This window comes from Streptomyces sp. SL06 (genome assembly GCF_058244745.1).
Window position 1 is genome coordinate 5913860 of record NZ_JBSYOT010000002.1, and the last position, 13089, is coordinate 5926948.

The 13089-nt window shown below is 72.9% G+C and carries 12 protein-coding genes and 1 pseudogene; 8 read left to right on the forward strand and 5 right to left on the reverse strand.

The window, feature by feature from the left end; all coding sequences use genetic code 11:
• Window positions 1-29: 29 nt before the first annotated feature.
• Entirely contained in the window at window positions 30-956 is a 927-nt protein-coding gene (locus AC4IHM_RS27125; RefSeq protein WP_490869604.1) for a DMT family transporter, read from the reverse strand.
• On the opposite strand from AC4IHM_RS27125, the gene AC4IHM_RS27130 reads away from it, so the two are divergent.
• Both AC4IHM_RS27130 and AC4IHM_RS27135 read left to right on the forward strand, forming a co-directional pair.
• A complete protein-coding gene (locus AC4IHM_RS27130) occupies window positions 955-2403 on the forward strand; it encodes an aminotransferase-like domain-containing protein (protein WP_490869605.1) in 1449 nt (482 codons plus the stop codon). The genes AC4IHM_RS27125 and AC4IHM_RS27130 overlap by 2 nt on opposite strands.
• A 187-nt stretch (window positions 2404-2590) precedes the next feature.
• Window positions 2591-3211 carry a histidine phosphatase family protein gene (locus tag AC4IHM_RS27135; protein WP_490869606.1) on the forward strand — a complete coding sequence of 207 codons (621 nt, stop codon included), beginning with the start codon at window positions 2591-2593 and terminating at the stop codon, window positions 3209-3211.
• On the opposite strand, the gene AC4IHM_RS27140 is transcribed toward AC4IHM_RS27135, so the two are convergent.
• Window positions 3117-3626, reverse strand: coding sequence for a DUF6314 family protein (locus AC4IHM_RS27140; RefSeq protein ID WP_490869607.1), 510 nt, complete (start codon window positions 3624-3626; stop codon window positions 3117-3119). The genes AC4IHM_RS27135 and AC4IHM_RS27140 overlap by 95 nt on opposite strands.
• A 181-nt stretch (window positions 3627-3807) precedes the next feature.
• Here AC4IHM_RS27140 and AC4IHM_RS27145 point away from each other — a divergent pair.
• From AC4IHM_RS27145 to AC4IHM_RS27170, 6 genes and pseudogenes are all read left to right on the forward strand, one after another.
• A pseudogene (locus AC4IHM_RS27145) lies at window positions 3808-4692 on the forward strand (alpha-L-arabinofuranosidase C-terminal domain-containing protein); the annotation flags it as partial.
• 105 nt (window positions 4693-4797) lie between these two features.
• On the forward strand, window positions 4798-5826 hold the full coding sequence (gene argC / locus AC4IHM_RS27150) for an N-acetyl-gamma-glutamyl-phosphate reductase (protein ID WP_490869608.1): 1029 nt from the start codon (window positions 4798-4800) through the stop codon (window positions 5824-5826).
• Window positions 5823-6974, forward strand: coding sequence for a bifunctional glutamate N-acetyltransferase/amino-acid acetyltransferase ArgJ (gene argJ / locus AC4IHM_RS27155; protein WP_490869609.1), 1152 nt, complete (start codon window positions 5823-5825; stop codon window positions 6972-6974). The genes argC and argJ overlap by 4 nt, the downstream gene beginning before the upstream one ends.
• On the forward strand, window positions 6971-7879 hold the full coding sequence (argB, locus tag AC4IHM_RS27160; protein WP_490869610.1) for an acetylglutamate kinase: 909 nt from the start codon (window positions 6971-6973) through the stop codon (window positions 7877-7879). Before argJ ends, argB begins: the two co-directional genes overlap by 4 nt.
• 17 nt (window positions 7880-7896) lie before the next feature.
• The gene (locus AC4IHM_RS27165) at window positions 7897-9105 is read left to right on the forward strand and encodes an acetylornithine transaminase (protein WP_490870952.1); all 1209 of its coding nucleotides are present in this window, start codon (window positions 7897-7899) and stop codon (window positions 9103-9105) included.
• 7 nt (window positions 9106-9112) lie between these two features.
• Window positions 9113-9652: an arginine repressor gene (locus AC4IHM_RS27170; protein ID WP_490869611.1), complete on the forward strand. Its 540-nt coding sequence runs from the start codon at window positions 9113-9115 to the stop codon at window positions 9650-9652.
• 81 nt (window positions 9653-9733) lie between these two features.
• Here AC4IHM_RS27170 and AC4IHM_RS27175 read toward each other — a convergent pair whose 3' ends face one another.
• From AC4IHM_RS27175 to AC4IHM_RS27185, 3 genes are read right to left on the reverse strand one after another with little or no spacing between them, the layout of a single operon-like run.
• Window positions 9734-10471: an FAD:protein FMN transferase gene (locus tag AC4IHM_RS27175; RefSeq protein WP_490870953.1), complete on the reverse strand. Its 738-nt coding sequence runs from the start codon at window positions 10469-10471 to the stop codon at window positions 9734-9736.
• Window positions 10472-10526: 55 nt separating this feature from the next.
• Window positions 10527-11609, reverse strand: a complete 1083-nt coding sequence (locus AC4IHM_RS27180) for an FMN-binding protein (RefSeq protein WP_490869612.1) — start codon at window positions 11607-11609, stop codon at window positions 10527-10529.
• Between the two features lie 27 nt (window positions 11610-11636).
• Window positions 11637-13019 (reverse strand): ferredoxin reductase family protein, encoded by a 1383-nt coding sequence (locus tag AC4IHM_RS27185; RefSeq protein ID WP_490869613.1) that lies wholly within the window; start codon window positions 13017-13019, stop codon window positions 11637-11639.
• Between the last annotated feature and the right edge of the window lie 70 nt (window positions 13020-13089).

Sequence of the window (13089 nt, forward strand, 5' to 3'; positions counted from 1 at the left end):
ACTTGTGTGCGGGCTCACTTGTGTTCGGCTCAGCCCCGGGCCCGCTGGGTGACCGCGATGCACACCAGTACCGCCGCGGCCGTCAGCGGAGCGGCCACCGTCAGGTGCTCGCCCAGGAGAAGTACCGACCACACCAGTGTGAGCAGCGGCTGGGCCAGCTGCAACTGGCTGGCCTTCGGGATGCCGATGGCCGCCATGCCCCGGTACCAGAGGACCAGGCCGAGGAACTGCGAACCCGCCGCCACCCACAGCAGCCCGGTCACACTGTGCGCCGTCATGCGCACCGGCTCGAACGACAGGGCCACGGCGGCCAGCGGCACCGTCAGCGGCAGGCACAGCGCCAGCGCCCAGCCGATGACCTGCCAGCCCGGCATCACCCGGGCCAGCCGCCCGCCCTCCGTGTAGCCGGCCGCGCACACCAGCAGCGCCCCGAAGAGATAAACGTCCGCAGCGGTCAGGGCGCCGCCGCTCTGCTGCACCGTGAAGGCGAGCACGGCCGCCGCACCCGCGAGGGCGGCGATCCAGAAGGTGCGCGAGGGGCGGGTGCCGACGCGCAGGGCGGACAGCAGCGCGGTGGTCAGCGGAAGCAGGCCGACCACGACGGCGGCGTGCGCGGTGGTCGAGGTGCGCAGGGCGAGAGTGGTCAGGAGGGGGAAGCCGAGGACCACTCCCGCGCCCACCACCGCCAGCCCGGACCAGTGCCGGCGCTCCGGCGGCGGCACCCTCAGCGCCAGCAGGCAGCCGCCGGCGATCACCGCGGCGAGGATGCTGCGCACCGCGATCAGGGACCAGAGGCCGAAGCCCTCCAGCCCCCAGGCGGTGGCCGGGAAGGTGAGGGAGAAGGCGACGACACCGAGCGCGGCCTGAAGGGTGCCGGGGGCCGTACTCCCGTGGGCCGCGCCTGCGCTGTTGACTGCTATCGCGGACGGATCGGTAGCGCTACTCTGTGCTCTCATGCACGAGCGTAGCAGCGTTGCTGACCTGGCGAACGAGCTGCGACGGGAGCTGGACCGCTACTCTCCCGGCGGAAAGCTCCCATCCAGCCGGGCCCTCGTCGACCGATTCCGGGTGAGCCCGGTGACCGTCTCCCGGGCCCTGGCGCAACTGGCCGCCGAGGGACTGGTGGTCACCCGTCCCGGCGCCGGTGCCTTCCGTGCCCGGCCGCGCCCCTCGGCCGCGCCCGCCGGGGACACCTCCTGGCAGGAGGTCGCGCTCAGCGCCGACGGCGCCGCCGACCTCGTACCGCGCTCGGTGGACGCCTCCGGGGTACTGGTCTCGCTGGCCGCCCCGCCGCCCGGTGTCGTGGAGTTCAACGGCGGCTATCTGCACCCGTCGTTGCAGCCGGAGCGGGCGATGGCGGCGGCCCTCTCCCGGGCGGGGCGGCGGCCCGGCGCGTGGGGGAGGCCGCCCATGGAGGGGCTGCCCGAGCTGCGGGAGTGGTTCGCGCGCAGCATCGGCGGGCCCGGGGGAGGTGTCAGCGCCGCCGAGGTACTGGTCACCGCGGGCGGCCAGTCCGCGCTGACCACCGCCCTGCGCGCCCTCGCCCCGCCCGGCACCCCCGTGCTGGTCGAGTCCCCGACCTACCCCGGCATGCTGGCCATCGCGCGCGCGGCCGGACTGCGCCCGGTTCCGGTCCCGGTGGACGCCGACGGCGTGCGGCCGGCCCTGCTCGCCGACGCCTTCCGGGCCACCGGCGCCCGCGTCTTCGTCTGCCAGCCGCTGTTCCAGAACCCGACCGGCGCCGTGCTCGCCCCCGAGCGGCGCGGCGAGGTGCTGCGCATCGCCCGCGCGGCCGGCGCCTTCGTCGTCGAGGACGACTTCGTCAGGCGGCTCGTGCACGAGGACGCGGGCCCGCTGCCGGCCCCGCTCGCCGCCGACGACCCGGACGGCGTGGTCGTCCACGTCTGCTCGCTGACCAAGGCGACCTCGCCCAGCTTCCGGGTCAGCGCCCTGGCCGCGCGCGGACCGGTGCTGGAGCGGCTGCGGGCCATCCAGGTCGTCGACACCTTCTTCGTGCCCAGGCCCCTCCAGGAGGCGGCGCTGGAACTCGTCGGTTCGCCCGCCTGGCCGCGCCATCTGCGCGTGATCTCGGCGGAGCTGAAGGCCCGCCGGGATGCGATGACGTCCGCGCTCGGCCTGCATCTGCCCGAGGTGTCGCTGCCGCACGTCCCGTCCGGCGGCTACCACCTGTGGCCGCGCCTGCCCGAGGGCACCGACGAGGCCGCCCTCACCGCGGCCGCCCTGCGGGCCGGCGTCGCGATCACGCCGGGCCGCCCGTACTTCAGCGCCGAACCCCCCGCCGCCCACCTCCGGCTGAGCTTCGCGGCGGTCGCGGGCGTCGGGGAGATCGCGCAAGGGGTACGGCGTCTGCGCACGGCCTGCGCCGAGGTGTGGGGCGGCTGACGCGGACGGCGGCGTCCCGCCCGAAGGGACGCGCGCACGGGTGTCCACGGCGGCCTAGGTCCGACGGCGCCGGACCGATCGGGCCGGTGGCTGCCGCCCGCCCTCGCCGAGTGAACCGGGGCGTACTGTGGATAACCCACAGCTAACGCCCCTTGACCTGCCCACTTTTGCGCAGCACCATCACCGCATGGCGCTTCGGCTCACGTTCGTCGCGGCTGCGCGCAGCTCACCGCTGCTCGCGGAGCGCTTCGAGGACGACCGGCCGCTGGACCAGGGCGGCTGGGACGAGGTGCTGCGCGTCGCGGGGGAGCTGCTGCCGCTCGCCGCGGCCGAACTGCGCTACTGCTCGCCGACCCCCCGCAGCCGGGCCACCGCGGACGCCCTCGGTTACGCGGCGCTGATGCAACTCGCCCTGAGAGAATGCGACATGGGCCGCTGGCGCGGGCTGACCCTGGGCGAGGCCATGGCCCGCGAGCCGACCGCCGTGGACGCCTGGTTCGCCGATCCGCGCTCGGCCCCGCACGGCGGGGAGTCACTGCTGGACTTCATCACCCGCGTCGGCGGCTGGCTCGACACCCGTCCGGGCGACGACGGCGACCGCATCGTCGCCGTGGCCGAACCCTCCGTGATCCGGGCCGCACTGGTCTACGCGCTGAAGGCACCGCCCGCGACCTACTGGAACCTGGACGTACGCCCGCTGTCGGCGACCACGGTCACCGGTCACGCGGGCCGCTGGAGCCTTCGCTTCGAGGGGACGCCGGCCCGGGGCTCACCCAATCCGGCGTTTCGCGGCGGTAATCCGTTGTGAGCAGCAGGTCCTTGGCCGGACCGCCCACACGCCACACGGTCCGCCAGCGGTTCTCGTCCCGGACGGTGAACTCGCCGCGGTAGAGGTCGGCGGCGCACGGATGGTCGGCCACATGGCGCCCGGAGGTCAGATCAAGGCCGTGGAAGGGCCGGCCGTCCGCGAAGCGCACATCGGCGGTGCCCGGCACGGCCCCCGGCGCGTAGCGCAGCGTCCGCTCGGCGGGGCGGGCCACACCCTGCCAGGTGAAGGCGCCGGACTCCCGGCTCAGCAGTCCGCCGCCGGCGAGCGCCTCGAACACCGTGGTCCCCTCGAAGCGGCCCTCCGCGCCGCTCGCCAGATCCCGCACCGACCGCTCGGTGCGCCACCGGCCCGCGAGATACGCCAGCACGTCCGGCACCGGCCACGACTCGCCCATTTCCACTCGCTTTCCCGCTCCGGCCCACTGGTTGCCGCGCGACCCATTGACGTGCCCACGCGCCCTCCCTATCTTGCCGTTCGAAGTGCTGACCAATGTCCGACATCTCGAACGATCTGGTGAGAGCCGCGGAGGATCCATGTCACGCACCCGCCGGAGAATCGGTCTCGGCGTCACCGCCCTCCAGAAGCTGTTCATGAACAACACCGGCGACCGCGTCGTGCCCTCGAAGGCGACCGGCACGCCCGCCGTCAGCGGTCCCATCACCGGCGCCGTCGGCCTGTCCACCTGGGCGACCAGTGCGGCCTACGACGACGTGGAGGTGACCTCGGCGGACGGGAGGACCCTGCTGTCCGACGACTTCTCCGGCGGCGCGGCGCGGTGGACCCACACCGGCGCCGGCGACTGGACGGTCCGGGACGGCGCGTACGTCCAGACGGACGAGTCCGCCGAGAACACCATGGTCACGGCGGGCGACCCGGCCTGGCACGACTACGACCTGCGGGTGAGGGCCACCAAGAAGTCCGGCAGGGAGGGCTTCCTCGTCGCCTTCGGCGTCCAGGACACCGGCAACTACTACTGGTGGAACCTGGGCGGCTGGGACAACACCCGGTCCGCCGTCGAACAGGCCTCGGACGGCGGCAAGTCGACGCTCCTGCCGAAGGCCGGGTCGATCGAGACGGGCCGCGCCTACGGCATCGACATCCGGGTGCGGGGCCGGCAGGTCACCCTCTACCTCGACGGAGAGGAGTGGGGCGGCTTCACCGACGACAGGCCGGCCGAGCCGTTCCGCCAGATCGTCACCGAGGACGAGCGGACCGGCGAGCTGATCGTCAAGGTCGTCAACGCCCAGGACACGCCGGCCCCTACGACCGTCGACCTCGGGGGCGCCGAGGTCGAACCCAACGCCCAGGTCACCACGCTGTCCGCCGACCGCGACGCCGTCAACACCGAGACGGAGACGCCGGTCGCCCCGGTGCGGTCGAACTTCACGGGGGTGGCGGACGCGTTCACGTACACCTTCCCGCCGAACTCGGTGACCTTCCTGCGGATCGGACGGCGGTGAAGCCCTGCCTGTCGACCACGGCACGGGCCTCGCCCGCCCCGACCCATGGATTGCATAAACGTGCAACCTTACGTATAGTCATGCCATCCAGGAGGAGGGTTTTTCATGGCGGTACGTGCGGCGGTGGCCGGGGCGAGTGGGTATGCGGGCGGTGAGCTGCTGCGTCTGCTCCTGACCCACCCCGAGGTCGAGATCGGCGCCCTGACCGGCAACTCCAACGCGGGTCAGCGCCTCGGCGCGCTCCAGCCGCAGCTGCTGCCGCTGGCCGACCGGGTGCTTGAGCCGACCGCGCCCGAGGTGCTCGCCGGGCACGACGTGGTCTTCCTCGCGCTGCCGCACGGGCAGTCGGCGGCCGTCGCCGAGCAGCTCGGGCCGGATGTGCTGGTCGTCGACATGGGCGCCGACTTCCGACTCAAGGACGCGGCCGACTGGGAGACGTTCTACGGCTCCCCGCACGCCGGCACCTGGCCCTACGGCCTGCCCGAACTGCCGGGTGCCCGCGCCTCGCTCGAAGGGTCCAGGCGCATCGCGGTGCCCGGCTGCTACCCGACCGCCGTGTCGCTGGCCCTCTTCCCGGCCTACGCCGCGGGCCTCGCCGAGCCCGAGGCCGTGATCGTCGCCGCCTCCGGCACCTCCGGCGCGGGCAGGACCGCCAAGCCGCACCTGCTGGGCAGCGAGGTCATGGGCTCCATGTCGCCGTACGGCGTCGGCGGCGGCCACCGGCACACCCCCGAGATGATCCAGAACCTCGGCGCGGTCGCCGGCGAGCCGGTCACCGTCTCCTTCACACCGACCCTCGCGCCGATGGCCCGCGGCATCCTCGCCACGTGCAGCGCCAGGGCCCGCGCGGGAGTCACCGCCGAGTCGGTCCGCGCCGCCTACGAGAAGGCCTTCGCCGACGAGCCCTTCGTGCACCTGCTCCCCGAGGGCCAGTGGCCCGCGACCGCGTCCGTCCACGCCTCCAACGCCGTCCACGTGCAGGTCGCCCACGACACCGCCGCGGGCCGCGTCATCGCCGTCGCCGCCATCGACAACCTGACCAAGGGCACCGCCGGCGGTGCCGTCCAGAGCATGAACATCGCCCTGGGTCTCGACGAGACCACCGGACTGACGACGATCGGAGTTGCGCCGTGAGTGTGACGGCAGCGAAGGGATTCACGGCGGCCGGCGTCGCCGCCGGAATCAAGGAGAGCGGCAACCCCGACCTGGCCCTCGTGGTCAACACCGGCCCCCGCCGCGCCGCCGCGGGCGTCTTCACCGCCAACCGCGTCAAGGCCGCGCCGGTGCTGTGGTCCGAGCAGGTCCTCAAGAGCGGCGAGCTGACCGCCGTCGTCCTCAACTCCGGCGGCGCCAACGCCTGTACCGGTCCCAAGGGCTTCCAGGACACCCACGCCACCGCCGAGAAGGCCGCCGAGGTGCTCGGCATCGGCGCGGGCGAGGTCGCCGTCTGCTCGACGGGACTCATCGGCCTGCTCCTGCCCATGGACAAGCTGCTCCCGGGGGTCGAGAAGGCCGCGGGCCGGCTCTCCGAGCACGGCGGCGAGAAGGCCGCCCTCGCCATCAAGACCACCGACACCGTGCACAAGACCTCCGTGGTGACCAAGGACCGCTGGACCGTCGGCGGCATGGCCAAGGGCGCCGGCATGCTCGCCCCCGGCCTCGCCACCATGCTCGTCGTGATCACCACCGACGCCGACCTGGACGCCGAGGCCCTCGACCGCGCCCTGCGCGCCGCCACCCGGGTCACCTTCGACCGGGTCGACTCCGACGGCTGCATGTCCACCAACGACACGGTGCTGCTGCTCGCCTCGGGCGCCTCCGGCGTCACCCCGGAGTACGCGGACTTCGCCGAGGCCCTGCGGACCGTCTGCGACGACCTCGGCCGGCAGCTCATCCGGGACGCCGAGGGCGCCAGCAAGGACATCAAGGTCGAGGTCGTGAACGCCGCCACCGAGGACGACGCCGTCCAGGTGGGCCGCACCATCGCCCGCAACAACCTCCTCAAGTGCGCCATCCACGGCGAGGACCCCAACTGGGGCCGCGTCCTGTCCGCCATCGGCACCACCTCCGCCGCCTTCGAACCGGACCGGCTGAACGTCGCCATCAACGGCGTCTGGGTCTGCAAGAACGGCGGCGTCGGCGAGGACCGCGAGCTGGTCGACATGCGCTACCGCGAGGTGCACGTCGTCGCCGACCTCGCCGCCGGTGACGCCACGGCCACCATCTGGACCAACGACCTCACCGCCGACTACGTCCACGAGAACAGCGCCTACTCCTCATGACCGACGGACCCACGCGGAAGCACACCGCGCTCCCCAAGGCCCAGATCCTCATCGAGGCGCTGCCCTGGCTGACCCGGCACCACGGCAAGACGGTTGTCATCAAGTTCGGCGGCAACGCCATGGTGGACGAGGACCTCAAGGCCGCCTTCGCCCAGGACGTCGTCTTCCTGCGCCACGCCGGTCTCAGGCCCGTCGTCGTGCACGGCGGCGGCCCCCAGATCAGCGCCGCCCTTGACCGGCACGGCATCGTCAGCGAGTTCAAGGCCGGCCTGCGGGTCACCACCGAGGACGCCATGGACGTCGTACGGATGGTGCTGGCCGGGCAGGTCCAGCGCGAACTGGTCGGGCTGCTCAACCGGCACGGACCGCTCGCCGTCGGCCTCACCGGCGAGGACGCGCACACCCTCACCGCCACCAAGCACCAGCCCGAGATCGACGGCGAGTTCGTCGACATCGGGCGGGTTGGCGAGATCACCGAGATCGACACCGGCGCCATCGAGGCGCTGCTCGCCGACGGCCGCATCCCGGTCGTCTCGTCGATCGCCCGCTCCCAGGACGATCACCATGTCTACAACGTCAATGCTGATACGGCGGCTGCGGCACTCGCTGCGGCGCTCGGCGCCGAGACTCTCATGGTCCTCACCGACGTGGAGGGCCTCTACGAGGACTGGCCGAACTCCGACGAGGTGATCAGCCGCCTCACCGCGACCCAGCTGGAGAAACTGCTGCCCGACCTGTCCTCGGGCATGGTGCCCAAGATGGAGGGCTGCCTGCACGCCGTACGGGGCGGCGTCACCACCGCCCGCGTCATCGACGGCCGGGTCCAGCACTCGATCCTGCTGGAGATCTTCACCGACGAGGGCATCGGCACGATGGTCGTGCCGGACGAACAGGGGGAGCCGTGAGCAACACAGCGGGAGCCGTGACCAACGCGGAGCTGACCGAGCGGTGGCAGGGCACGCTCATGAACAACTACGGCACGCCGCGCCTGCCGCTGGTGCGCGGTGAGGGCAGCCGGCTCTGGGACGCCGACGGCAAGGAGTACCTCGACCTCGTCGGCGGCATCGCGGTCAACGCCCTGGGCCACGCCCACCCGGCGGTGGTGGAGGCGGTGAGCCGGCAGATCGCCTCCCTCGGACATGTCTCCAACCTCTTCATCGCCGAGCCCCCCGTCGCCCTCGCCGAACGGCTGCTCCAGCGCTTCGGCCGGGACGGCAAGGTCTTCTTCTGCAACTCGGGCGCGGAGGCCAACGAGGGCGCCTTCAAGATCGGCCGGCGCACCGGGCGACCGCACATGGTCGCCACCCGGGGCGGCTTCCACGGCCGCACCATGGGCGCCCTGGCACTCACCGGCCAGCCCGCCAAGCAGGAGCCGTTCCTGCCGCTGCCCGGCGACGTCACCCATGTGCCGTACGGCGATCCGCAGGCGCTGGCCGCGGCCGTCACCGAGGACACCGCCCTCGTCGTCATCGAGCCGATCCAGGGCGAGAGCGGCGTCGTCGTCCCGCCCCCCGGCTATCTGAAGGCGGCTCGCGCCATCACCGCCGCCACCGGGGCGCTGCTGGTCCTCGACGAGGTCCAGACCGGGGTCGGCCGGACCGGGCACTGGTTCGAGTACCAGGCCCACGAGGGCGTCCTGCCGGACGTGGTCACCCTCGCCAAGGGCCTCGGCGGCGGACTGCCGCTGGGCGCGACGGTCGCCTTCGGCCGCGCCGCCGAACTCCTCGGGCCCGGCCAGCACGGCACGACCTTCGGCGGCAACCCGGTCGCCTGCGCCGCCGGACTCGCCGTCCTCGACACCATCGCCGACGAGGGACTGCTCGACAACGTCAAGCGGCAGAGCGAGCGGATCCGCGGTGGGATCGAGGCTCTCGGGCACCCGTTGGCCGGTCACGTCCGGGGCGCGGGACTGCTCCTGGGTATCGTGCTCACCGAGCCGTTCGCGCCCCAGGTGCAGCAGGCGGCTCAGGACGCCGGAATCCTGGTGAACGCGCCCGCGCCCGATGTCGTACGCCTGATGCCCGCCCTGAACCTCGGCGACGACGAGGTGGACGCGTTCCTCGGGGCGCTGCCCGGCATCCTTGACCAGGCCGCCGACACGGCCCACGGGGACGGACGATCCGGAGAATGAGACGACGATGAGCCACGCGCAGGAGCACGAGCAGACGGCGGGGCCCGCCCTGCCGCAGACCCGCACCGCACGCCACCGCCGGATCGTGGACATCCTCAACCGGCAGCCGGTGCGCTCGCAGAGCCAGTTGGCGAGGCTGCTCGCCGACGACGGGCTGACCGTCACCCAGGCGACGCTCTCCCGGGATCTCGACGAGCTGAACGCGGTGAAGATCCGCAACGCCGAGGGCGACCTCATCTACGCGGTGCCCAGCGAGGGCGGCTTCCGTACCCCGCGGGCCCCGCTCGGGGAGTCGGCGAAGGAGGAGCGGATGCGGCGGCTCTCCGCGGAGCTGCTGATCTCGGCGGAGGCGTCCGCGAACCTCGTGGTTTTGCGGACCCCTCCGGGGGCGGCGCAGTTCCTCGCCTCGGCGATCGACCAGGCGGAGCTGCACGACATCCTCGGGACGATCGCGGGCGACGACACGCTGATGCTGATCAGCAGGGAGCCGATGGGTGGGCAGGCGCTGGCGGACCATCTGCTGCGGTTGACTCAGAACGGCAACTGAGGAGGGGGAGAGGGGCGGCGCGCTGGTCGGCCGGCCGAGGACGCGGCGAGTCAAAACGCCGGTACCTCGGCCACCGCACGGTTACCCCAGCCACCCCGCCAGACCGCCCGTGCACCGCACCTCGTCCCCCGCGGTGATCAGCAGCGCCTCCACCCCGTCGAGGGACTCCAGCCAGCGCAGTCCCTCCCGCGCCCCCATCGCGAAGGCCGCCGTGGCCCAGCAGTCCGCCCAGGTCAGTCGGGGGGCCACCACGGTCACCGAGAGCAGGTCGGTCACCGCCGAGCGGCCGGTGCGGGGGTCGACGACATGGGCGCCGCGCTCGGCGGAACCGGATGTCGCCACGGCCAGTTCGTCCGCGCCCGCCGCCGAGACGACCGCCGCGAGCCCGCCCGGACGCAGCGGGTCCGACACCCCGACCCGCCAGGGCCGCCGTGCCCCCGGTGTCCCGAGCAACTGCACGTCCCCGCCGCCGTTGACGCTGACCCCGCTCGCGCCCGCCGCCGCGATCCGCCGGGCGGCGCGCTCCACGGCCCAGCCCTTGACGATCCCGGTCGGATCGAGCCGGCCCTCGTAGCGCGTGCTGAACCAGCCGTCGCTGACCCGCTCCGCCTCGGCCGCCAGCTCCAGCACCTCGGCGACCTCGGGTCCGCACGCCTCGACGGTCAGTTCACCGCGCGCCAGCCGGGAGACCTGGCTGTCCTCCCGGTAGGTGCTGAACACCTCGTCGGCACGGCGCAGCGCGGCGACGGCCTCGTCCAGCGCAGTCCGCACCGCCGTGGATTCCCCGCCGCGGACGTCGAAGGAGAAGACGGTCCCCATCGTCTCCTCCACCCGACGCACCGCGGCGGGAGCCTGTGCGGACTCGGCCACGGTGTCAGCCACCGGCCCGGTCCAGGGCCGACTGCAACGACTGCTTGTATCCGGCGCTGGTGTAGGTGGCGCCGGAGACGGCGTCGATGTCGGCGGTGCCGGCGGTGATGGCGGCCTTGTTGAGTTTGGGCATGGCGTCGGCGGTGACCTGGTCGCTCCGGCCGCCCTTGGGCGCCTGGAGCGCCTCGACGTCGGTGATCCTGCCGCCGCTGACGGTGACCCGGACCTGTACGGCCCCGTACTGGGTCTGGGCGGCGTCACCGGTGAGGACCTGTGTGCCCTGGTTGCCGCCGCCCGCTTCCTGGCCGGCGTCGTCCGAGCCCTGTTCGGCGGGGGCGGCGGCCAGTTTGTCCAGGGCCGATTGGAGGGACTTCTGGTATCCGGCGCTGGTGTAGGTGGCGCCGGAGACGGCGTCGATGTCGGCGGTGCCGGCGGTGATGGCGGCCTTGTTGAGTTTGGGTACGGCGTCGGCGGTGATCTGGTCGCTCTGCCCGCCCTTGGGTGCCTGCACGGCCTGGGCGTCGGTGATCTTCCCGCCGCTGACGGTGACCCGGACCTGTACGGGCCCGTACTGGGTCTGGGCGGCGTCACCGGTGAGGACCTGTGCGCCTTGGCCGCCGCCGCCCGCTTCCTGTTCGGCGGAGGCGGCCAGTTTGTCCAGGGCCGATTGGAGGGACTTCTGGTATCCGGCGCTGGTGTAGGTGGCGCCGGAGACGGCGTCGATGTCGGCGGTGCCGGCGGTGATGGCGGCCTTGTTGAGTTTGGGTACGGCGTCGGCGGTGATCTGGTCGCTCTGCCCGCCCTTGGGTGCCTGCACGGCCTCGGCATCGGTGATCTTCCCGCCGCTCACCGTGAGCCGGACCTGTACGGGCCCGTACTGGGTCGTGGCCGCGTCACCCGTGACCGTGCCGTCCCCGGCCCCCCGGCCGCCCTGCGGCGACTGGGCGGCCACGGGCGGAGCGGCGCCGCCCGCCGCAGAGGCGGAGCCCGGGTCGGACGCCGGTTTCAGCGACAGCAGCAGCACGATCCCGGACACGGTCGCGGCGCCGGCGATCACGGCACGTCGTACGGGGTGGCTTTTCCTCATCTGTCCTGGACTCCTGATGTCCGTCGCTCACATCTCGAACGACTCGTGGTGGATACGGCGGGCGGGGACCCCCGCACCGCGCAGTGCCTCGTACACCGACTGGGCGAAACCGGGCGGTCCGCACAGGAAGACGTCGTGGCGCTCAACGTCCGGAATCTTGCGGGTCAGGCTCTCCGCGGAGATGTCGGGGCGCTCGCCCTCCGGGCTGTTGACCGCGTACATCAGCCGGGCCCCGCGCTCGTCGGCGATCCCGGCGAGTTCGTCCCACAGCGCCAGCTCCTGCGTGCTGTTGGCCCGGTAGAGCAGAGTGATGTCGCCGGCCGCGCCGGGCAGCGTCTCGAACAGCGCCCGCATCGGAGTGATGCCCACCCCGCCCGCCACCAGCAGCACCTTGCCGCGGCTGCGGCGCTGGGCGGTCAGGGCGCCGTACGGGCCCTCCGCCCACACCCGGGTGCCGGGCGTCAGCTCCCGCAGCCGGGTGCTGTGGTCGCCGATCGCCTTCACCGTGATGCGCAGCATGTCCGGCCGGGGCGCCGCCGACAGCGAGTACGGGTGCGAGCTGAACCGCATGCCGGGGGCCAGGAACCGCCAGCGGAAGAACTGCCCGGCCTCCGCGCCCATCCGGTGCAGCCGGCGCCCGCCGATCAGCACCGACACGATCCCAGGAGCCTCCTCGATCACCGCCTCGACCCGCATCCGGTGCCGCAGGTTCAGGCGGAGCGGGGTCAGCACGCGGTACCAGAGCACGAGCGCGGTCACCGTCCCGTACAGCACGTACCAGACGGTCTTGGCGACCGGTTCGACGGCGAAGTCGTTGCCGGTGGTCAACTGGTGCCAGAAGGTCAGGAACACCGCCGCGTAGGTGAGCAGATGCACGTGGTACCAGGCGTCGTACGGGATCCGGCGGCGGACCGGGCCGATGGAGAGCAGCCCGATCAGCACCAGCAGTCCGGTGCCGATGGCGGCCTTGCCCATGTCCGGCAACTGGTTCACGGAGTCGACGGTCTGCGCGACGATGTCGCCGAGGCCCTTGCCGGCCTGCGCGGCGTAGCCCCACATGATCAGGAAGACATGGGCGAGGACCAGGCAGAGCGTGTAGCGGCCGGTCATGGCGTGCCAGCGGGCGACCCGGTCCGAGCCGACCCGCCGCTCCAGCGCCGGTACCCGGGCCATCTGGAGCACCACCAGGGCCATCAGGTACCCGGCGAGCAGACCGGTGATCCGGCCGGCGTTGATGATCTTGCCGGTGTCGTCGGAAATGGCGGGCGTGTTGCGCCACCACAGCCACAACACGCCCGCCGCGCCCGCCCATACGGCGAGCAGTAGGGGGACGGCGGGGGAGCGGCGCGGACGGATGCGCCGCATCGTCTGACGGCGGGCGGCACGGCCGCCGGCGAGCGTGGTGGTCACGGTTCCTCCGTGGGGACTTGACCCTTGACCCACAGATACGCGCCGCGCCGTCCGAGCGTTCAGCCGGTGC